Annotated in this window: 18 protein-coding genes; 9 read left to right on the top strand and 9 right to left on the bottom strand. The window is 54.5% G+C overall.

The window, feature by feature from the left end:
• The first annotated feature begins 33 nt into the window (after nucleotides 1-33).
• Nucleotides 34-888 (top strand): PhzF family phenazine biosynthesis protein, encoded by an 855-nt coding sequence (locus tag CAMM_RS05620; protein ID WP_003845414.1) that lies wholly within the window; start codon nucleotides 34-36, stop codon nucleotides 886-888.
• A complete protein-coding gene (locus tag CAMM_RS05615) occupies nucleotides 885-2,072 on the top strand; it encodes a protein adenylyltransferase SelO family protein (RefSeq protein WP_003845412.1) in 1,188 nt (395 codons plus the stop codon). Before CAMM_RS05620 ends, CAMM_RS05615 begins: the two co-directional genes overlap by 4 nt.
• On the opposite strand, the gene mqo is transcribed toward CAMM_RS05615, so the two are convergent.
• A complete protein-coding gene (mqo, locus tag CAMM_RS05610) occupies nucleotides 2,069-3,577 on the bottom strand; it encodes a malate dehydrogenase (quinone) (RefSeq protein ID WP_003845410.1) in 1,509 nt (502 codons plus the stop codon). The genes CAMM_RS05615 and mqo overlap by 4 nt on opposite strands.
• Nucleotides 3,578-3,770: 193 nt before the next feature.
• Here mqo and CAMM_RS05605 point away from each other — a divergent pair, with 193 nt between their 5' ends.
• The 5 genes from CAMM_RS05605 to CAMM_RS05585 all read left to right on the top strand — a co-directional run bounded on the left by CAMM_RS05605 (nucleotide 3,771) and on the right by CAMM_RS05585 (nucleotide 8,334).
• A complete protein-coding gene (locus CAMM_RS05605) occupies nucleotides 3,771-4,748 on the top strand; it encodes an alpha/beta hydrolase (RefSeq protein ID WP_003845408.1) in 978 nt (325 codons plus the stop codon).
• Between the two features lie 36 nt (nucleotides 4,749-4,784).
• Entirely contained in the window at nucleotides 4,785-6,152 is a 1,368-nt protein-coding gene (mtr, locus tag CAMM_RS05600) for a mycothione reductase (protein ID WP_003845406.1), read from the top strand.
• Between the two features lie 117 nt (nucleotides 6,153-6,269).
• Nucleotides 6,270-7,160 carry a GDSL-type esterase/lipase family protein gene (locus CAMM_RS05595; protein ID WP_003845405.1) on the top strand — a complete coding sequence of 297 codons (891 nt, stop codon included), beginning with the start codon at nucleotides 6,270-6,272 and terminating at the stop codon, nucleotides 7,158-7,160.
• A 346-nt stretch (nucleotides 7,161-7,506) separates the two neighbouring features.
• The gene (locus tag CAMM_RS05590; RefSeq protein WP_003845403.1) at nucleotides 7,507-7,860 is read left to right on the top strand and encodes a hypothetical protein; all 354 of its coding nucleotides are present in this window, start codon (nucleotides 7,507-7,509) and stop codon (nucleotides 7,858-7,860) included.
• A gap of 42 nt (nucleotides 7,861-7,902) precedes the next feature.
• On the top strand, nucleotides 7,903-8,334 hold the full coding sequence (locus CAMM_RS05585) for a hypothetical protein (RefSeq protein WP_003845401.1): 432 nt from the start codon (nucleotides 7,903-7,905) through the stop codon (nucleotides 8,332-8,334).
• A 68-nt stretch (nucleotides 8,335-8,402) separates the two neighbouring features.
• Here the strand turns inward: CAMM_RS05585 and map are convergent, their stop codons facing one another.
• From map to dxr, 5 genes are read right to left on the bottom strand one after another with little or no spacing between them, the layout of a single operon-like run.
• Nucleotides 8,403-9,266 (bottom strand): type I methionyl aminopeptidase, encoded by an 864-nt coding sequence (map, locus tag CAMM_RS05580; RefSeq protein WP_003845399.1) that lies wholly within the window; start codon nucleotides 9,264-9,266, stop codon nucleotides 8,403-8,405.
• Nucleotides 9,267-9,295: 29 nt separating this feature from the next.
• The gene (locus tag CAMM_RS05575; protein WP_003845398.1) at nucleotides 9,296-11,107 is read right to left on the bottom strand and encodes a penicillin-binding transpeptidase domain-containing protein; all 1,812 of its coding nucleotides are present in this window, start codon (nucleotides 11,105-11,107) and stop codon (nucleotides 9,296-9,298) included.
• Nucleotides 11,108-11,160: 53 nt separating this feature from the next.
• Nucleotides 11,161-12,318 carry a flavodoxin-dependent (E)-4-hydroxy-3-methylbut-2-enyl-diphosphate synthase gene (gene ispG / locus CAMM_RS05570; protein WP_003845396.1) on the bottom strand — a complete coding sequence of 386 codons (1,158 nt, stop codon included), beginning with the start codon at nucleotides 12,316-12,318 and terminating at the stop codon, nucleotides 11,161-11,163.
• 51 nt (nucleotides 12,319-12,369) lie between these two features.
• Complete coding sequence (locus tag CAMM_RS05565; RefSeq protein WP_003845395.1) at nucleotides 12,370-13,575, bottom strand: M50 family metallopeptidase; 1,206 nt, start codon at nucleotides 13,573-13,575, stop codon at nucleotides 12,370-12,372.
• 23 nt (nucleotides 13,576-13,598) lie between these two features.
• On the bottom strand, nucleotides 13,599-14,747 hold the full coding sequence (dxr, locus tag CAMM_RS05560) for a 1-deoxy-D-xylulose-5-phosphate reductoisomerase (RefSeq protein ID WP_003845394.1): 1,149 nt from the start codon (nucleotides 14,745-14,747) through the stop codon (nucleotides 13,599-13,601).
• Nucleotides 14,748-14,862: 115 nt separating this feature from the next.
• Between dxr and CAMM_RS05555 the strand changes: the two genes are divergently transcribed.
• Together CAMM_RS05555 and CAMM_RS05550 are read left to right on the top strand one after the other, a co-directional pair.
• Entirely contained in the window at nucleotides 14,863-15,303 is a 441-nt protein-coding gene (locus tag CAMM_RS05555; protein ID WP_003845392.1) for a DUF2631 domain-containing protein, read from the top strand.
• Between the two features lie 171 nt (nucleotides 15,304-15,474).
• Nucleotides 15,475-16,803 (top strand): HNH endonuclease signature motif containing protein, encoded by a 1,329-nt coding sequence (locus tag CAMM_RS05550; RefSeq protein WP_003845389.1) that lies wholly within the window; start codon nucleotides 15,475-15,477, stop codon nucleotides 16,801-16,803.
• Here CAMM_RS05550 and CAMM_RS05545 read toward each other — a convergent pair.
• Genes CAMM_RS05545 through rlmN form a run of 3 tightly spaced genes read right to left on the bottom strand, consistent with a single transcriptional unit; the run spans nucleotide 16,800 to nucleotide 20,106 of the window.
• Nucleotides 16,800-18,263: a hypothetical protein gene (locus tag CAMM_RS05545; RefSeq protein ID WP_003845386.1), complete on the bottom strand. Its 1,464-nt coding sequence runs from the start codon at nucleotides 18,261-18,263 to the stop codon at nucleotides 16,800-16,802. The two genes, CAMM_RS05550 and CAMM_RS05545, sit on opposite strands and share 4 nt — an antisense overlap.
• The gene (locus CAMM_RS05540) at nucleotides 18,263-19,012 is read right to left on the bottom strand and encodes an ABC transporter ATP-binding protein (protein ID WP_003845385.1); all 750 of its coding nucleotides are present in this window, start codon (nucleotides 19,010-19,012) and stop codon (nucleotides 18,263-18,265) included. Before CAMM_RS05540 ends, CAMM_RS05545 begins: the two co-directional genes overlap by 1 nt.
• A complete protein-coding gene (gene rlmN / locus CAMM_RS05535; RefSeq protein ID WP_040354374.1) occupies nucleotides 19,012-20,106 on the bottom strand; it encodes a dual-specificity RNA methyltransferase RlmN in 1,095 nt (364 codons plus the stop codon). The genes CAMM_RS05540 and rlmN overlap by 1 nt, the downstream gene beginning before the upstream one ends.
• Nucleotides 20,107-20,156 lie beyond the last annotated feature (50 nt).

Below are 20,156 nucleotides of genomic sequence, written 5' to 3'. Positions count from 1 at the left end.
GACGGACCATGGCAGTGACCTAGACTATGGGACATGGAGCACGAGTATTTTGAAGTTGATGTTTTTGCCACCTCCCCTTTTTCGGGCAACCCCTTGGCGGTTATCGCCAATGCTGGTGACTTAGACACTGAGCAAATGCAAGCCATTGCTTCCTGGATCAACTTCTCTGAGACTTCCTTCTTGCTTCCTCCCACCGAGTCTTCTGCCGACTACCGGGTGCGTATTTTCACCCCGTTCGAGGAACTGCCTTTCGCTGGCCACCCCACCCTAGGCAGTGCTCGCGCGTGGCGTTCTTTGGGTATTGAGCCACACAAGCACGGCCGCATTGTGCAAGAGTGCGCGCTGGGGCTTGTCACCATTCAAGAAGAAGCTATTCGCAACGATGAGGGAAATAAACAGAAGATTTTCTCCTTCGCTACGCCAGATTTGCTCAAGTCTGGTCCGTTGACTAACGACGATCTTGCGAGCGCCTGTGCGGCCTTAAATGTTGACCCCTCGGAAGTTGTGGATCATAGCTGGGGTGATAACGGACCCGGATGGAAGATTCTGCAGCTTCGCGATGCCGAGGCGGTGCGTGAGCTCAAGCCGCAAACCAGCCACGCGGAAAAAGTCGGCGTGGTGGGACTCTCCGACGGTGAAGGCCCGGAATACGAAGTCCGTGCTTTTATGTTTGGTCTCGAAGACCCCGTGACCGGTTCTTTAAACGGCTCTGTCGCGCAATTTATGCGTGAGCGGAAATTAGTGCCAGAGTCCTATACCGCCACCCAGGGCTCCCAGTTGGGCCGCGCTGGGGTGGTTCATGTCTTTGATGACGGCAAAGAAATTTGGATTGGCGGCAGCGTCCACATTCGCATCTCCGGCACCTTAACGAGTGGAAATTCCCTATGAAACTAGAACACACCTATGCACATGCCCTCCCCGAGATGGTCAAGTCTGCGTCCGGTGAGGAGCAACCTGATCCCAGCTTGGTGGTACTCAATGAACCATTAGCCGAAGAGCTTGGCCTCGACGTCGACTTTCTAAAGTCTGCGGACGGGCTTAAGCTCCTTCTTGGCCAATCGGGCGACACCTATGCCCAGGCTTATTCGGGGCACCAATTCGGCCAGCTCTCCCCTGTTTTAGGCGACGGCCGCGCGCTGTTATTGGGAGAGGCCAACGGCCAAGACATTCACGCCAAGGGCATCGGCCGCACCCAATTTTCGCGCCCTGGTTCTGACGGCCGAGGTGCCATTGGACCAATGCTGCGCGAGTACTTGGTCTCCGAGGCCATGCACGCTTTGGGTGTTCCCACCACGCGCGGGCTGGCTGTCATCGGCACAGGCCGCAAGATTCAACGCGATCGCGTGGTTCCTGCTGCGGTGGTCGTGCGCACGGCGGCGAGTCACCTGCGGGTGGGCACCATGCAATATGCCGCGATGACCGACCAGATTCGCCCCGTAGCAGATTACGCGATCCAGCGGCACTACCCCGGCGAGGATTACCAAGGGCTTTTCCGCCAAGTCATGCAGGCACAAGCGCGCACCGTGGCCAAATGGCAGCGGCTGGGCTTTATCCATGGCGTGATGAATACCGATAACACCACGTTGTCCGGTGAGACCATCGATTACGGCCCGTGTGCATTTATGGAAGAGTTTGATGAGGACACGTTCTTTTCTTCCATCGATACGCAAGGCCGTTACCGCTATGGCAACCAGCCGAATATCTTGGGCTGGAACCTCGCGCGGTTAGCTGAGACGCTTTTGCCGCTTTTCGATGAAGACCCGAACACCGCAGTCGATATCGCCAACTCCACCATGGGGGAGTTTACCGATGTGATGAATGCGGCCCTGGACTCCGAAGATGCGCAAAAAGTTGACGGTGATATCACCGTCGAAAACCACAAGCGTGATCCCAATGCGCCGGTCACTATTCCCCGAAATGAGCCACTCGACCGGGCGCTGAAATTGGCAACCGACGGTGATCTTTCCTACTACTTCGAGTTGCTTGAGGCAGTAAAAAAGCCCCACGAGTATCACCCCGATTTATCACAACCGGGGGATCTCGAAGGGTTTATTACGTTCTGTGGAACTTAGAACTCCGGAGCGTTATCCAGCTGCAGAGTCTTTTGGGTAATCTCCCAAATCTCATCGAACAGCTTCGGGTTCTTGCCGAGCTTTTCACCGTAGGACGGGATCATCTCGTAGAGCTTGTCTGCCCAACCGATCATGTGCTCGCCGAAGCAACGCTCCAGCAATTCCAGCATGACTGCTGGGGCGATCGATGCACCTGGTGATGCACCGAGCAAGCCCGCAATATTGCCCTCTGGGTTATTGATCAAGGTGGTGCCGAATTCCAGGGAACCGAAACGTGGAGCTGCTGCTGGCTTAATCACCTGCACGCGCTGACCTGCTACCACGGTCTCCCAGTCCTTGGCGTCAGCCGTTGGGACGTACTCACGCAGTGCTTCAACACGGTCGTCGAAGTCCTTGAGCACTTCCTGCACCAGGTACTTGGTCAAACCAAACTCCTGTGCAGCAACACCGAGGTAAGACGGGATATTATCCGGGCGAATGGACTTGAACAGATCCAAGTAGGAGCCCTGCTTGAGGAACTTCGGGCTCCAGCCACCGTATGGGCCAAAGAGCAAGCTCTTTTCACCATCAATAACGCGGGTATCCAAGTGAGGAACCGACATTGGTGGAGCGCCCACCGCTGCCTTGCCGTAGACCTTCGCGTTATGCTCTTCTACCAAGTCCTTGTTGGTTGAACGCAGCCACAGGCCGGAGACTGGGAAGCCTGCGTAACCTGCGACCTCGCGAACGCCAGCCTTGCGCAGCAAGTCGAGGGCGTAGCCGCCCGCACCAACGAAGACGAACTTCGCATTGACGACCTGAGTATCACCGGTGTGCAGGTTCTTGGTGTAGACCTGCCAGTCCGCACCGTTGCGCTTAATCTTGGTGACTTCGTGTCCATAACGGATTTCGGTGCCGGCAGCGCGAGCTGCGGTCAAAAACTGCTTGGTCAACGCACCGAAGTTCACGTCGGTACCCACGTTGGTCCAGGAGATAGCAACCTTGCTGTCATCCGAACGTCCGCGGCCCATCAGCGGTAGGTGCTCATTGAAGACATCGCGGTCATCGCTGAATTGCATGTCTGGGAAGAGGTGATTGCCGTTCAGCGCTTCATAGCGACGCTTGAGGTAGTCAACCTGAATTTCGCCTTGTGCAAAAGACACATGTGGCACTGGGTTAATGAACTCGCGAGGATCCGCCAAGATGCCGTTGTTGACCTGGTGGGTCCAGAATTGACGTGCCACCTGGAACTGCTCATTGATGTGCATCGCCTTGGAGATATCAATTTTGCCGCCCTTTTCAGGCGTGTAGTTCAACTCGCACAATGCGGAGTGGCCGGTACCAGCGTTATTCCACGGGGAAGACGATTCCAGAGCCGGGCCGTCAAGACGCTCAAAGATCATTTGAGTCCAACTTGGCTCCAATTCCCTGAGCATTGCACCCAGGGTCGCACTCATGACGCCAGCACCAACTAGTGCGACGTCGACGGTATCAACTGCTTGGCCTGCATTCTTTGCGGGGGACACCAGACATTACCTCTTCGTCATCGAATAAAAGTTATTAATTATATAGTCGTGCACACAGCACGCATCACCTATAACCATACGCCCTAGGGTTCTAAATAGGAGATTCAGCCTGGGCGATAAATCGAATTTCACAATAATTGCTTCACGATATTAACTTCAGCACCAGTAGTTTAAATTCGTTATATTTGTCTTCATGGAGCAACAACCCGAGTGGCGGCCCGATATCCTGGGCGAAGACTTTCAAGCCCTCACCCTTCCCCTGGACAAAGACCCAGATGGCGACGGCGATATCCGCGCCGTATTAGTTCGATACCAACCAAACGGTGAAAGTATCGAAGACCGCCCTGCCCTGTTGTGGGTCCACGGCATGACTGACTACTTCTTTCAATCCCACGTCGCCGAGTATTTCCACCAGCAAGGCTATGCCTTCTATTCGATCGACTTGCGCAAATGTGGCCGCGCGCGACAAGACGGCGAACTGTGGCATTACGTCACTGACCTCGAATACTATTTCCCCGACCTGGACGCGGCGCTTGAGGTCATCTCACAGCACCACCCGAGCATGGTTCCCATCGCGCACTCCACCGCCGGCATCATTGTTCCCATGTGGCTTAATCAACTATCCAGCGATAAAGTTCCAGCGCTCGTCCTAGACAGCCCGTGGCTCGATTTGATGAACTTCAGCCAATTCCAAATCAGCCTGGTGCGCCCAATAATCAATGTCCTGGGACAAATAGCGCCTCGCGTCGCTATCCCCGGCGGCGGACTCAAAGCCTTTGGCGAATCCATCCATGCCGACTACCACGGCGAATGGAACTACGACCTGCACCTCAAGCCACTCGGGGGTCACCGGAAATATTTGGGCTGGTTACGCGCTGTACTTAATGGTCAGCATTTAGTCCACACCGATAACATCGATGTTGGGGTTCCAACCTTAGTGTTAACATCTGCGCGCTCACATCTAAATCAGCCCTATTCGGCAGCTACTGATACTGCCGATGCAGTATTAGATGTACAACAGACGCAGCATTGGGCACCTCACCTCGGAAAAGATGTTGACGTGTACACTATCTTAGGAGCGCGGCATGACGTATTTCTCTCCCTTCGCCCTGCACGTGAGGAAGCATTCGCGGTGTCCACTAAGTTCCTCACCCACCACGTGAAGAATTAGTCTTAAACACTTTTAGACGCATAGTAAAGGAAAATAATGACGCATTACGACTTGATTATTATCGGCGCCGGCTCGGGCAACTCCATTCCCACCCCAGAGCACGATGATATATCGATCGCGATTATTGAAAAAGATAAATTCGGCGGCACCTGCATGAATGTTGGCTGCATCCCCACCAAAATGTACGTCTACGCCGCCGATGTCGCACACCAGACCGAGCACTCCCAAAAGCTCGGTATTACTGGTGAAGTCACCAACGTGGACTGGGACTCCATCGTTGATCGCGTCTTTACCAACCGCATCGATAAGATCGCTGAAGGCGGCGAGGCCTACCGCCGTGGCGATGAAACCCCCAACATCACGGTCTACGATCAGCGTGCCGAATTCATTGGCCCCAAAACCATTAAGACCGGCGATGACGTAATCACCGGCGATCAAATCATCATCGCCACTGGCTCACGCCCACAGATCCCGGAAGCTATTGCAGAATCCGGCGCAACTTACCACACCAACGAGACCATCATGCGCCTGCCTGAGCAGCCGAAGAGCCTGGTCATCGTCGGCGGCGGTTTCATTGCCATGGAGTTTGCACACGTCTTCGCCGGACTTGGCACCGACGTCACCATCGTCAACCGCTCCGAGACCCTTTTGCGCTGGCTGGATACCGATCTGTCCTCACGCTTTAACAAGCAGGCTCGTGAGCGCTTCAATGTCATCACGCATGTCAATGTCAACGACTTGGAAAATACCAGCACCGGCGTCAAGGTCTCCCTCGACAATGGCGCAGCCTTAGACGCCGATGCCATTCTCGTCGCCACCGGCCGTATTCCAAACGGTGACCAGATGAATCTCGACGCTGCTGGAATTGACATGCACAACGATGGCCGCATCAAGGTTGATGACTACGGCCGCACCACCGCAGAAGGCATCTGGGCGCTTGGCGATGTCTCCTCGCCCTACATGCTCAAGCACGTGGCCAACGCGGAAACCAAGGCCGTGCGTCACAACATGCTCAACCCTGATGACATGGTGCCGATGCCACACGATCATGTCCCCTCTGCAATCTTTACCCACCCGCAGATTGCAACCGTCGGCCTAACTGAGGAACAAGCCCGAGGCATGGATCTCGACATCACGGTCAAGGTTCAAAACTACGGCGACGTGGCTTATGGCTGGGCGATGGAAGACAACGACGGCATTTGCAAACTGATTGCCGACAAGAACACCGGCAAACTCCTCGGTGCGCACTACTACGGGCCTCAAGCATCCACTTTGATTCAGCAGATGATTACCGTCATGGCCTTCGACATGGATGTTCGCGACTTCGCACAGAAGCAATACTGGATTCACCCAGCCCTGCCTGAGGTCACCGAAAACGCACTCCTGGGGCTGGAGTTTAACTAAGTGAAATAAGAGAAACGCCCAAGCTTTACCTAACACATGCCGACAAAGGCGTCGGCATGTGTTATTTTTACGTGATTAAGTACGTAATTCCTATTTTGTTTTGAGGCGTTGTTAATAATGCACCCAGTTAAAAAGATACTTGGCGCTGTTGTTGCCACGTTCGCTTCCCTGACCTTGACCGCGACGCATGCCAATGCTGCACCAGCGAGCAATGTCGTCATGTTCGGCGATTCTTTCTTTGCCAACCCCACCTACGCCCAGGTAGGCGGCGTGCAGGCGATGCCCGGATCCAGCGAAATCTTCTACCAAGGACAACCAGGCGCCCCCTCACCGCAGGGATGTCCCCAGGGACAGTCAAATATTGGCAATGAGCTTAAAACCCTTGGGCACAACGTCGTGAATATGGCGTGCTCTTCAGCAAAAGCCGGTGGCGAGTCCCAACGAAGCAATATGTACTCCCAAGTTGGACATGCGATCGATACCAATGCACTCAATGCCAGCACCGGAAATGTTCTGATTCAATTCGGCGCCAATGACGCACCTAGTTTGATGATGGATAATCCCGTCACGGGCGCCAGCAGCGACCTGATACTGGGCGAAGACTATGCCCGCGGGATGCGCGATAACATCAACCGCATTAGGCAGGCGGCCCCGAATGCGAAGATTACCGTGGTCTCCTATCCGGCAGTCTCGGCCCCGAATGGAGCACTATGCCCAGTGCGAACGGATATCAATAACAGCGGGCCGGGCTTTAATCTCGACTACCTGGCTACGGTTCATAACGCCGAGAAGTTTATCAACAGCAACATGTACCAAGCAGCGCGCGACAACGGCGTCGATTTCTACGACCTCAATGGTGCTACCAAATACAACAATATGTGTGCGAAAAACTCCGATCGTTACATTGCGGGCGCCATCGAAACAGGAGTACCCCACAACCTCAGCATTCACATCACCCACAAGGGCAACAGCGAGATTGCACGGCTGCTCGACAGCTCTGCAATGTAGATACATTCCCTCCCGGCAACAATTTGACGCTTTTTGATCCACTTGTGGGAATAATCACATTACCGATTTTCCTGAGCGGTCAATTATTCCGACGTGGCAATAACCTGAACTTTTGCTGATATTTTGTGCCGCCAAATGATCTACATGCCCCAGAATTCGTGAATATAAACGCGGTTTTTACGCTATACCTCTGCAAAGAACGAGGTTGTTCGTTAGAGTTCGTTTGTGACACCGGCTACAGCCGCATCCCGGCGTCCGCGTGTTTCTGGAAAACCCCTGGATTTCCAATAACACAATGGTCTTCAATTGGAGACTCTGCCAGTACGACTCATAAGGATAAATTCACATGCGTATCCGCAACGCTGCTATCGCCGGTGCAACCGCAATCGCTGTTGCCTTCGGCGGCGCCACCATCGCTTCTGCCGAGGAAGGCTCTTCGCTGTCCTCCGAATCCGGCACCGCTGATTCCGCTCCAACCCTGTCTTCGAAGATCGCCGACTCAGGTCTTGTCGACCATGGCGAGGGCAACGATAAGAACACCCAGTTCACCGGCCAGGATATCTTCGGCTCCTCCAAGAACTTCGACAACGTCCCAGATTGGGCTCAGGGCTTTTACGCTTTGACCGTCGTTGCATCGATCGGTTCCATCATTGGACTAGTTGTTGGCCCATTGGCTAACTACATCCAATTCGGTCAGTAAACCGCAGCTTCTAACAAACACTCCTCGAAAGGTTTCACACTAATGCGTAAATTCCGCACCGCTGCTGTTGCTGCCGCTACCGCAGTCGCTGTCTCTTTCACCGGTATCACCGCTGCTTCCGCGCAGGATGCTGATCACCAAAACTCCAACTCTTCCTTCGCTGAGGGCTCTTCCGTTCTGTCCTCCGAGCGTGGCCAAGAGGTTCTGTCCTCTGATGACTCTGATCAGTTCCCTACCCTCTCCTCGAAGTTCGGTGAGCTAATGAACGCTGGTGAAGACGTATCTGGCACCGAATTCTTAGGCAGCGCAAAGGGCAACCAGGAAGATAACGGCGATATCACCAACCCAGGTTGGGCTCGTCTCTGGCGCGATGGCAACATCGTTGCTGCTATCGGCACCGTTGTTGGCGGCGCAATCGCTGCATACAACTACGGCGTATACAACGGCTACTTCCCACACTTCATTCAGTTCTAAGAAGTCCGGATAAGAAAAGTCGCAGTCACCAGGTGGTGGCTGCGACTTTGTGCATTTCAAGCGCGGAATTAATCCGGCAGCGTCAAAATTTCATTGCCGTCTTCGGTAATAACGATGGTGTGCTCAAATTGCGCGGTGAATTTTCCGTCACGGTTTTGGACAGTCCAATCATCGGACCAGATATCGTATTCCAAAGAGCCGAGGTTCAACATGGGCTCAATAGTCAACGTCATGCCTGGCTCTAAAACATTCCGGTACGCGGTGGAATCATAGTGCAGAACCACCAAACCATTGTGGAAGGTGGGGCCGACACCGTGACCGGTAAAGTCGCGGACGACGTTGTAGCCAAAGCGGTTCGCATAAGACTCGATAACACGGCCGATAACGTTAATCTCACGTCCTGGCTTGGCTACTTTAATACCGCGCATCATGGATTCTTTGGTGCGCTCCACGAGCAAGCGGTGTTCTTCAGAGACATTGCCCGCTAAGAAGGTGGCGTTGGTATCGCCGTGCACGCCATTTTTATAAGCCGTGACGTCGATATTCACGATATCTCCGTCTTGAATCACGGTGGTATCCGGAATGCCGTGGCACACGATCTCATTGAGCGATACACAGCTGGACTTGGTAAACCCAAGGTAGCCGAGCGTCGACGGATAAGCGCCGTGATCACACATATACTCATGAGCTACGCGGTCAACTTCATCGGTGGTAACGCCAGGAGCAACTGCAGCGCCGGCTTCTTTGAGCGCATTAGCAGCAATCTTGGATGCCTCGCGCATCGCCTCAATGGTCTCTGGGGTCTGAACAAACGGCTCCCCCATGGCCTCTTGAACGGTATCTTTCCAAACATATTCTGGACGCTCAATATGATCTGGGACCTTGCGGACCGGGGTGGGCTTGCCAGGCTTCAACTTTTCACGAGTAGTCATGTCCTACATCGTAGTCCTGCTCAAAGAACTTATTCGCGTTGGGGTTCAGCTCGGTTCTGATCCAGGTTCTGGAAGAAAGAATCAGTAATTGATACCGAGGTTTCCGAACCACCACCCAGAACAACCAGCGTTGCAAAAGCAATATCGTCATCAGAGCGATAGCCGGTGAACCAAGCGTGTGATCCGTTATTAATCTCAGCTTCACCGGTCTTGCCAAAGATCTCGCCTTGCGCTTGCATGCCTGCTGCAGTACCTGATGTTACGGTCTGGCGCATCATCGCACGTACTTGGTTTATGACGTGCTCACTCGGCGGGGCAACTTTCTCGGACACTTTGGTCTCCTCGGTCGAGACCAAGGTCGGCACCGGAGTAGAGCCATTGGCAACCGTTGCAGACACTAAAGCCATGCCGAACGGAGACGCGAGGTCATGCCCCTGGCCATAGCCGGCTTCGGTGCGCTCCAGTGGAGTATCACCATGGGGCACTTCACCGGTCATAGTCGTGAGTCCGGGAATCTCATAGTCGATGCCCAGGCCGAACTGCTTGGCCTCATCGGCAAGCTGCCCAGGTTCTAACTGCGTGGACATATCGGCAAACGTGGTGTTGCAGGAGCTCGCGAAGGCATCGATAAGCGGCACATTGCCTTTGGAAAAGCCGTTGTAGTTGGTCACGATACGGCCAAAGATATCCATCGTTCCCGGACAAGGCACGATCGAATCGCTGGTCAGACCTTGGTTGTCCACTCCGGCGGCCGCGGTAATAATCTTAAAGACCGAGCCAGGTGGGTACTGCCCGCTTAACGCCACATCACCGTCGCGGTCTGCGGCTTCCGTTTGCGCAACCGCCAAAATCTCTCCCGTGGACGGACGAATCGCGATCATCATCGTCTGCGAATCTGCCCGAAGGTTGACGGCTTCCTCAGCGGCACGTTGCACGTCATAGTCAATGCTCACGCGCACAGCTGGCGATGGATCCGGCGCGTGCTCTACTACTTGAGTAAACGACGCGCCCTCATCATTGACGACATCGATAGACCAGCCGTTGACGCCATTGACATCATCAGAGACCAAGTTGGACACCCGTGACATCAAATCCCGGGCAAAGCCTTCATCGCGCACGACTAACGCAGGTTCTTCATTGATGCGCACCTGCGGGTCCTCGGTGAAACGGGCTTGGAGTTTCTTGCCCACCTTTTCATCAAAAATGCCCACGGAATAATTGCCGTCGACCTCGCGCATTTCATCGGCAAGCTCTTCTGCGTCGGGAGCCTTCCCGCCGGCTTCGTCGATAGCGCCAGCTACTTTGCCTGCAAAGGCGCGCACGCTTTCAACTTCACGCATATCCGCGACCACGCGGTACTGCAGCCCAGGGCGCATTAGTTCCACGCCGTCTGAGCTAACCACGCTAGCGCGCTCGGCAGGAATGGAGCGCAACTCCAAATGTTGATTGGCTCCCAGCTGTGGGTGCACCATGCTGGGCTGCCATCGCCCCGTCCATTCATCGTTGGCTTTGGTAAGCACCATCGAGGTGTCATAGGACAATTCTCGCTCACGCGGCAAATCCCACGTGATGGTGTAATTGGCGGTCGCTCGGGAATCATTTTGGTCGATATCGTGGAGTTCCACATCGACGCTTTCCGCCTGCAAACCTTCGTAGGTGGAGGTAAAAATGTCATCGACTTCGGCGGATTGATCAAAGTATTCACCGAAGGCTTCACCGGATTCCATCGCAGTAATGATGGAATCTACGGTGGGGTCGGCTGAAACCGGCTTGGGGGTACACGCCACCACCGTGCCTGCAGCTATTGTTACTGCACACAGCAGCGATACCGACCGTTTCATGAGTTAGCAGCCTAGCAGCAAAAGGTGCTGTTTCGGCTGACCAACACAGAAATTTAGCGAGTTACTCGAACCTGTGCCTTCGCACCCTCGACAGCTTCCAGGCCCTGCTCATCAGCGATGCGCATTGCTTCTTCAATGAGGGTTTCAACAATCTTGGTCTCAGGAACCGTCTTGATGACTTCACCCTTGACGAAGATCTGGCCTTTACCGTTACCGGATGCAACGCCCAAATCGGCGTCACGAGCCTCGCCAGGACCGTTGACCACGCAGCCCATAACAGCCACGCGCAGTGGGAATTCCATGCCGTCCAGACCAGCGGTGACTTCTTCAGCCAACTTGTACACATCCACCTGTGCGCGACCACAGGATGGGCAGGATACGATTTCCAGCTTGCGTGGACGCAGGTTCATCGACTGCAGAATTTGGTCGCCAACCTTGATTTCCTCAACTGGGTCCGCGGACAAGGACACACGAATGGTGTCGCCAATGCCCTGCGAAAGCAGCGCACCGAAAGCCACGGAGGACTTAATGGTGCCCATAAACTTCGGCCCAGCCTCAGTCACGCCCAGGTGCAGTGGGTAATCAGTCTGCTCTGCGAGCTGACGGTAGGCTTCCACCATCAGCACGGGGTCAGAGTGCTTGACGGAGATCGCAATATCGCCGTAGCCGTACTCTTCAAACAAGCTAGCTTCCCAGATGGCGGATTCCACCAATGCTTCTGGGGTGGCCTTGCCGTACTTTTCTAATAGGCGCTTATCCAAGGAGCCGCCATTGACGCCAATGCGGATCGGAATGCCAGCCTCGCCGGCAGCCTTCGCGACTTCCTTGACGCGGCCATCAAATTCCCTAATATTTCCTGGGTTAACGCGAACCGCAGCGCAGCCGGCATCGATCGCAGCGAAGATGTACTTCGGCTGGAAGTGGATATCGGCAATAACTGGGATAGGAGACTTCTTCGCAATCGCTGGAAGCGCCTCTGCGTCAGCAGTCTGAGGACACGCCACGCGCACAATATCGCAACCAGCGGTTGCCAATTGCGCAATCTGCTGCAGAGTTGAGTTGACGTCATGCGTCTTCGTTGTGGTCATCGACTGCACGGAGATCGGATGGTCAGAACCCACGCCGACATCGCCAACGAAAAGTTGACGAGTCTTACGACGCTCCGCCAAGGTTGGTGGAGGGCCCTCTGGGATACCTAGACCAATAGACATTTACACTCCTTGTTGTCATGGGGTATTGTTCCCCTACTTTAGCACCGGTTTCTAGCCGAGCAATTTAATGGGATTGACGAAGTCTGCCACGATAATCACCGCAGCCACAGACATCAAAGCCGCAGCAATTACATAGGTTATTGGCATGAGTTTCGTATAGTCTGCGGGACCAGCTGGTGATTTTCCACGGATTTTCCGGAAGAAATCACGAATCTTCTCATACAGCACCACTGCGATATGACCTCCGTCAAACGGCGGCAGCGGTATGAGATTAAACAACGCCAAGAAATAGTTCAGCGAAGCCAGCATCGTGAAAAAGGCCGCCCACAGGTTCGCTTCCACAAGCTCGCCGCCGACTCGCGATGCGCCAACGACAGACATCGGCCCTTCTACGTCACGCTCTGCGCCGAAGATGGAAGCAACAACTCCTGGAATCTTCGAGGGAAATTCAGCAATTCCATGCACGGTCGCATTGAGCATGTACATGGAATAATTCCAGGTCGCAGGGATAGCGCCGACAAAGCTATGCTTTTCGATGATATCTAGTGGCCGCTGCACCAAACCAATAGATCCAGCCTCAACCATCTCACCGTCTACAAGGCGCTCAACGGTATCCAGGGTTACTGGAAATTCCAGCACACTATTGCCACGTTCGACTTCAATATCCACGGTCTCGCCCGGGCGAACCAGCACTTCCTCACGGAGTTGTTGGAAGGTTTCGACGGGTTCACCATTGAAGTTGAGAATCCTATCCCCTGGCTCAATGCCGGCCTCGCCACCTGGTCCGGTACCGGAGCACTCGGCCAATTCACCATTGTCTAACTGGTCTGCGGAGCACGTAACTTCGTCCACGACTGGACGAACATCCGCGTTGGGATTAGCTAAACCAGAGGTTTGTGCGACGACAAAGAGGATTAAAAACCCCAGAATCAGGTTGACTGCCACGCCACCGGAGAGCACGATGACGCGCTGCCACCATGGCTTTTTGTACATCAAGTACGGGCGTTCTTCTTCCGTGATGAACTCATCCTGGGAGCTCATGCCGGCGATATCGCAAAAGCCACCTAGGGGCAGAGCCGCGACACCGTACTCGGTTTTGTTTTTGCGAACACTCCACAAGGTGGGTCCGAAGCCAATGAAAAACCGGCGCACACGCATGCCAAAAGCACGCGCGGTAAACATATGGCCCGCCTCGTGCAGTGCGACTGTGAGACAGATGCCGAGGGCAAAGAGCACGATGCCCAAGAGATTCGCCATTAGTTAAGCCTTCTATTAAGAAATTAGCGGGATGACCACGCGGACAAAATCTTCTGCGCCCGCTGACGCGCTTCAGCTTCCACCGCAAGCACATCGTCGACGCTTGAGGGTACACCAGCAAACTCAGAAGCTGAATCCAAGACTTCTGTGATGCAATCGACGATTTGCGGGAACTTGATCTTCCCCTCTAAAAACGCCTCGGCAGCTTCTTCATTCACGGCGTTATACACCGCCGGCAAAGAGCCTTTACCCGCCACGTCCGCCGCCAATTGCACGGCGGAGAAAGCTTCGCCCACCGGCTCAAATTGCCACTGCATCGACTGCGTAAAGTCCAACGCCGGCTGCGCATCAGGAACGCGGTATGGCCAGTTCAAGGCGAGCGAAATAGGCAACTTCATCGAAGGAGGAGACGCCTGAGCAATTGTTGATCCATCTTTAAAAGTTGCCATCGAGTGAATGATGGATTGGGGGTGTACGGAGACATCGATAAGCTCTGCTTCAATGTCAAAGAGCAACGTCGCCTCAATGAGCTCGAGGCCTTTATTGACCAACGTTGCGGAGTTCAAAGTATTCATCTGCCCCATCGACCATGTCGGGTGCGCAGCAGCCTGCTCCGGGGTGACCTCCCACATCTGCTCCCGGGTCCAACCGCGAAAAGGCCCACCGGAGGCAGTCAGCACCAAGCGTGCCAGCTCCCCTCGCTCCCCGGAGCGAAGACACTGCGCCATGGCAGAGTGCTCTGAATCCACTGGAATCAATTGCCCCGGCTTGACCTTGTCCATGACGATGGAACCACCTGCAACCAGTGACTCCTTATTGGCCAAAGCCAAAATCTCCCCCGCCTCAATGGTGGCCAACGTGGCCTCCAACCCCATCGACCCGACCAGCGCGTTAAGAACGGTATCTGCCTCGACCTCTCGAACCAGCTGAGCAGCGCTCGAGACCACTGCCCCACCCAAAGCATCAGCAACCTTGGCTGCTGCCTGGGTATTAGCTACTGCCACACGGTCCGCCGAAAGGTTAAATGTGCGAGCTTGCTCCACGACGAGGTCAGGGTTTGCTCCACCTGCGGCGATGCCAACGACCTCGAATTTATCGCGATTATCCGCAATCACCTCGAGCGCCTGGGTGCCAATTGAACCTGTTGAGCCAAGAATCAGAATACGTTTCACTCACCCCACCTTAGTCAACGGCAAATGATTTACGGGGGTGGATTACCGCAATCACACCAGGGATGGACTAAGATGATGGGAAGAATTGTGGCTTTGACAGAAATAAGGAGAGCACGTGTCTTCTCACAACAAGGCGCCAGAGGTATACGACGGCGTGTCCACCAGTGACGTTCCTTCTGCTGGCTTCGGATGGTCCCGCACCCCACGCACCGGCACCCAGATCGCCGGTTGGGTCACGGTATTGACCTTGCTAGGTTTCAACTTCGGTAACCACCAGGGCCACGTTGAGACCATTTGGCTATTCGCCTTCGCCATCCTGATTGCTATCGGTTTGCTGATTCACGCTTTCCAGCCAAAGCTTTCTCAGGTGCGCACCTTGACCGGCCACAACAAGCCTGAAGGCCACGTAGAGCCAGACTGGACCTACGAGCAGAAGACCTTGGGCGGCGATTACGCAACGCTTTCCGATGCCGAGCTGCGTGCCATGAATATCGAGCCTTCCCGCGTTGAGCACCTGCGCGTGAAGCCATTCTCCACAGCTTCACTGGAAAACTAACCAGCGACGCTCCTGCCGCTTCCGGGTCAACCGGAGGCGGTTTTTCTTTGCCCACCACGGTGAACATATATTCGAATATTGATTAGCAGATACCCTTGCGCTTTCCCGCGGCGACACTATACTTCTAATTAGATTCTTTGTTCGAATACTTTTAAGATTGTGGTTACTCGCATGTCCGATACCTCGACCCTAGAAGCCATTGACTGGGATGCACTTGGGTGCACCTTAAGACCTGAACCATTAAACGAATTAGCGTACTACTCCATCAACAACACCAATGATCATCTCGCTGTGCAGGGCATGATTCGCCGCTGCATGGATCTCAATATTTGGATGCAACACATTCCCGACGACGATGAGGATTTCGAGCTTTATGCCCGCAAAATGTCATCTACTTTTGGCGTATCCGTAGGCTATGTCCGTGCCGCCGTATTTGGCATTATGCGACTACGTGAGCTTCCCGAAACCAACGCGGTCTTCCACCGCCTGTGCCACTTGGATATCGACCGGCTTATCGGAATCAACAACACTCTCGATAAATTAGGCCCCGTTCCGGATCCAGACATGATGCAGCGTATAGATCTCGAGCTATCGCTGTTTCTCACCCCGACGAGACGCAACCAGCGCATGCCGTCTCGCCGTTCCATTACTAATTTCCTCAATGAGCTCATTGCTCTTGAGGATTCTTCTTTGTCTAATGGTGATAAAAAGCCGCAGCTACGTTACTGCATTAGCTACTCCGGAAAACAAGCCTTTATCGAATTGCAGTTGGACTCCGAAGCCGGTGCTGTCATTGACTCATGCATCAAAGAACTTGCCGCACGCAAAGACATATCTTATGCCAAAGCGGCCATCGCGCTGCTGAGCGGAAAAGAAGAGCCGCAAGCAAAACTTATTTTAAATCTCTATCAAGCAAAAACTGAGTCAGCCCCCGTCTTTATCCCCGGAATCGGATGGTTGACGCCAGAAGACGCGGAAGAGATGCTGCAAAGGCTCTCAAGCACCCGCGACATGGACGAAGCCAGTACCTCCGAGACCACGGCGTACTCCCCCACAGACTCTATCCGCTCTGCGGTAGTCGGAATGGATGGAACCTGCCGGTGGCCAGGATGCGATGTCTCCGCGCACCGGTGCCAAACGGACCACCGACACAACCACCAAGACGGCGGGCCGACCTCAGCGTGGAATCTCGCGAGCTTATGCCAGCACCACCACAACGTGAAGACGGATCGCCGCGCCTTCTACATCATGGACCCATTCTCCCGCGATATTTTCTGGCTTTTCCAAGATGGGACGTGGGAATGTTCGACCGCGAGCGGGCCGATGTCAGAAGGTAAAGCCCGGTGGGTACAAACTGTAGCCCAAGCCAACCTCGCTCGTCGACGCAACGCTCGAGTCTTCGCCCAGATGATGGCAGATGTCGAAGATATCGCTGAGAAGGTCCTCAGCGAGGAAGTCCTCATCGAAGAAGACGTGGAGGAAGGAGAACCTCCATTTTAATTAACCCAGACTCCTGCTTTTTCATAAACGCGCGGCATGCGGTTGGCAACCGTCTTGTTCACCAACGCGATCGCGCCCGCGTACAGTGCTGCGGGGATAAGCACGGCAATCATCATGCCGATGATGTGTTGTCCCATGAAAAAGATGACAGCGCCAGGGGCTACAGGGATCCATCCCAAAAACATCAGCCCGAACACAGCCACAAAGGCAGCACCCGAGTAGCCCGACTTGTCCGCCCAAGGACTCGTCCCAGGAGGGGCAACCGGGTACGGGTTGTACGTCGTAAGGAGCAGTGACAGCGCCGCAGAGACCATCAGCACACCAAGGCTTGCGAAGGCAACCATGATGCTTATTTCCTGCACGCCATGAAGCGACAACACGATGACCGCGAAAATCACAGTCGTCAAAAACGGAAGGACCATATGCGCCCAGTGCCGCGCGAGTACCAGGCGTCCCATGGGCACCGGGGCGATCATCTTTACCCACATGGCAGGACCGTCGTAGCCGAAGTCATTGACGGCGATGGCCCCAGAAATCAGCGCGCACACGAACAGTGCTACATAGGATATCTCTGGGACTCCTTGCGCGATGGACTGCACCAAAAGAACAACTACCACGATGGGAAGAACCAATACCGAGAGCAACAGACGATTATCGCGGAAAATGTAGCGAAGGCTGCGGGCAAACTCGATGCCAGACGGTGAATCGGGAACGAGGGGAATCCGCAGGTCGGCCTTGTCATGGTCTTTGGCTTGTACTGGTGCTTCCTCAATATCGCGCCACCATAGCCACACGCCAAGGGCGAGGGTCGCAAGAGCAATGAGCAGCTTGACGATGCTCCCTGTCGCCCAACCAGTAGCGGCACCAAAGGGAGTCCATGCGGCAATCGCTCCCACCTCATCCAGCGGTAAATCCATCGCGGCGGTGTTGCTGATGTTGACGGCGAAGAAGATCATGCCGATAAGCCCGATGCCACCGATCAGACCAAGGATTTCCTTGCGAGATTTACCGATCTTGGCAATCACGTCCATGTAGACAATCGTGGTGGCGGCCGCGATAACAGAGCCGATGATAAACAGGATGCCTTGGCCAATGGGTAGTTGAGTAAATCCAAAGATGGCCCAAATAATGGTAAACACCATCGTCAGCATCGCGCGTGATGTCCACAAGGAAGACAGTGCCATGGCGGGCTTCAGATTTTCAATCGGCAGGGTTCGAAAGGTTTCCTGCGTGATCTGCTGCTCGTTGGCGGGCATGGCCATGGCGAGAATCAGCATCGCGACCATGCCGAAAGCTACAGGGGCATGAAGTGCTTCAGGCGAGGTAACTTGAAAGGCCATGGACAGGACACTGAGCAAGCCATAGAACAAGATCATGGCACCGGCGATGAGCACGGTCGGGTTCTTTTTCACCGTGCGCCACCATAAGGTGCGGTGGAGTTTAAAAAGCGTGGAGGTCATTAGTTACCTCGCAGCCAGGTGAAGGTGGACTCGTCGAATTCAGCACCACCTGCGTAGTCCACAAAGACATCCGTTAGGGACTTGCCTTGGCGAACAGCGTCGAGTTCCCCATCGACGGCTACTTCCCCATTGTTGATGAGAGCCACGTGGTCACACAGACCTTCTACTAGCTCCATGACGTGGGAAGATAAGATGACTGTTCCTCCCCGGGCGGCGTAGCTACGCAAAAGCTGCTGCACCATGCGGGATGATACTGGATCCACCGCCTCAAGCGGCTCATCCAAAATGAGCACTTCTGGGTCATGCACGATGGCGCCGGCGAGGAGAATCTTCTTCGTCATACCGGCGGAGTAGTCGCCGATGTACTTCGTGGCGGCATCGCTAAGCCCCAGCGCCGAGAGCAGCTCCCTGCTGCGTTCTTCGACGTCTGTGGTGGGTATGCTGCGCAAAGCGCCAAGGTATTGCAAGTATTCGGCGCCGGAGAGCTTTTCAAACACTGGCGCACCGTCCATCAACAGGCCCATCGCCCTTTTGGCTTCGATAGAACCCGTTTCATGTCCGGCAATCCACGATTTTCCGGCATCCGGTTTCGTAATGCCGGTGACCATGGTCAACGTGGTTGTCTTGCCAGCGCCGTTCGGACCGACGATGCCATAAATTGAGCCATAAGGAATGCTCAAATTGAGATTGTTTACGGCGACTTTATCGCCGTATTTCTTAGTCAGGCCTTCGATCCGAAGTGCTTCCATTACTGCCTTTCTTCAGCGGCGAGCTGTCCACACGCTGCGGCAATCTCCTGTCCCTTAGTGTCGCGGACGGTGCATGGAACACCTTGGGCAATTACCCGGCGAACAAACTCTTCCTGTCGTTCTTTAGGTGATGCGTCCCACTCAGACCCCGGGGTCGGATTGAGCGGAATCAAGTTTACGTGGACTTTTGAGCCTAGCACCTTGTGCAATTTCTGTCCCAACATGTCCGCGCGGAAATCCTGGTCATTCTTGTCCCGAATGAGTGCATATTCAATGGATACGCGGCGGGAAGTCTTATCGACGTAGTAGCGCGCAGCGTCCAAAATTTCATCCACGTCCCAGCGTTGGTTCACGGGCACGAGCTCGTTGCGGAATTCATCGTCAGGCGTGTGCAGGGAAATAGCCAGGGTGCAGGACAGGCCTTCATCGGCAAGCTTACGAACAGCTGGTGCAAGACCAACGGTGGAAATGGTCACGTTGCGCATCGACATGCCAAATCCATCGGGGTCGGTAAATTGCTTCACAGCGTGAACCACACGCTTGTAGTTGGCCAGTGGCTCTCCCATGCCCATGAACACAACATTGGTCAAGCGGCCGCCTTCAGCTTCCATGGTCTTAGAAGCGTTGCGCAGCTGCTCGACGATCTCTGCTGCGGACAAGTTGCGGTCCAAGCCGCCCTGACCGGTCGCGCAGAAAGGACAGGCCATACCGCAACCAGCCTGGGAAGAAATACACAAGGTCGCGCGGCCTGGGTAACGCATCAGCACAGACTCTAAGAGAGTGCCGTCATGTAAGCGCCACAGGGACTTGGTGGTTTCACCGTCATCGGTGGAAAAGCCGCGGATTTGGGTCATCAGCGGCGGGAAAAACTTTTCCTGGATATCCTTGCGTGCGGATTCCGGAATATCGGTCATTTCATCAACGTCCACGGTGTGGTGAACATAGTAGTGCTTAGCCAGTTGCTTAGCACGGAATTTGGGCAGACCTAGCTCATCGAGGATCTTAATGCGCTCTGCCTCGGTGTAGTCAGCGAAGTGCTTCGGGGGAAGCCCGCGACGGGGTTTAGTAAAATTTAATTCAATTGGTTGCGCCATATCCGCCATCTTCGCATGATTTGGACTATTTTTCCCAATTCTGGGCGGGT

The organism is Corynebacterium ammoniagenes DSM 20306 (assembly GCF_001941425.1).
In the GTDB taxonomy this organism is placed as follows: domain Bacteria; phylum Actinomycetota; class Actinomycetes; order Mycobacteriales; family Mycobacteriaceae; genus Corynebacterium; species Corynebacterium ammoniagenes.
The sequence above is the reverse complement of the archived record's forward strand: the minus strand, read 5'-3'. Positions and strand labels throughout refer to the sequence as shown.

Bases quoted from the DNA above. Each gene is read 5' to 3' on its own strand.
- CAMM_RS05620 (WP_003845414.1), top strand. From the start codon at position 34: ATGGAGCACGAGTATTTTGAAGTTGATGTTTTTGCCACCTCCCCTTTT.
- CAMM_RS05615 (WP_003845412.1), top strand. From the start codon at position 885: ATGAAACTAGAACACACCTATGCACATGCCCTCCCCGAGATGGTCAAG.
- CAMM_RS05605 (WP_003845408.1), top strand. From the start codon at position 3,771: ATGGAGCAACAACCCGAGTGGCGGCCCGATATCCTGGGCGAAGACTTT.
- mtr (WP_003845406.1), top strand. From the start codon at position 4,785: ATGACGCATTACGACTTGATTATTATCGGCGCCGGCTCGGGCAACTCC.
- CAMM_RS05595 (WP_003845405.1), top strand. From the start codon at position 6,270: ATGCACCCAGTTAAAAAGATACTTGGCGCTGTTGTTGCCACGTTCGCT.
- CAMM_RS05590 (WP_003845403.1), top strand. From the start codon at position 7,507: ATGCGTATCCGCAACGCTGCTATCGCCGGTGCAACCGCAATCGCTGTT.
- CAMM_RS05585 (WP_003845401.1), top strand. From the start codon at position 7,903: ATGCGTAAATTCCGCACCGCTGCTGTTGCTGCCGCTACCGCAGTCGCT.
- map (WP_003845399.1), bottom strand. From the start codon at position 9,266: ATGACTACTCGTGAAAAGTTGAAGCCTGGCAAGCCCACCCCGGTCCGC.
- CAMM_RS05575 (WP_003845398.1), bottom strand. From the start codon at position 11,107: ATGAAACGGTCGGTATCGCTGCTGTGTGCAGTAACAATAGCTGCAGGC.
- ispG (WP_003845396.1), bottom strand. From the start codon at position 12,318: ATGTCTATTGGTCTAGGTATCCCAGAGGGCCCTCCACCAACCTTGGCG.
- CAMM_RS05565 (WP_003845395.1), bottom strand. From the start codon at position 13,575: ATGGCGAATCTCTTGGGCATCGTGCTCTTTGCCCTCGGCATCTGTCTC.
- CAMM_RS05550 (WP_003845389.1), top strand. From the start codon at position 15,475: ATGTCCGATACCTCGACCCTAGAAGCCATTGACTGGGATGCACTTGGG.
- CAMM_RS05545 (WP_003845386.1), bottom strand. From the start codon at position 18,263: ATGACCTCCACGCTTTTTAAACTCCACCGCACCTTATGGTGGCGCACG.
- CAMM_RS05540 (WP_003845385.1), bottom strand. From the start codon at position 19,012: ATGGAAGCACTTCGGATCGAAGGCCTGACTAAGAAATACGGCGATAAA.
- rlmN (WP_040354374.1), bottom strand. From the start codon at position 20,106: ATGGCGCAACCAATTGAATTAAATTTTACTAAACCCCGTCGCGGGCTT.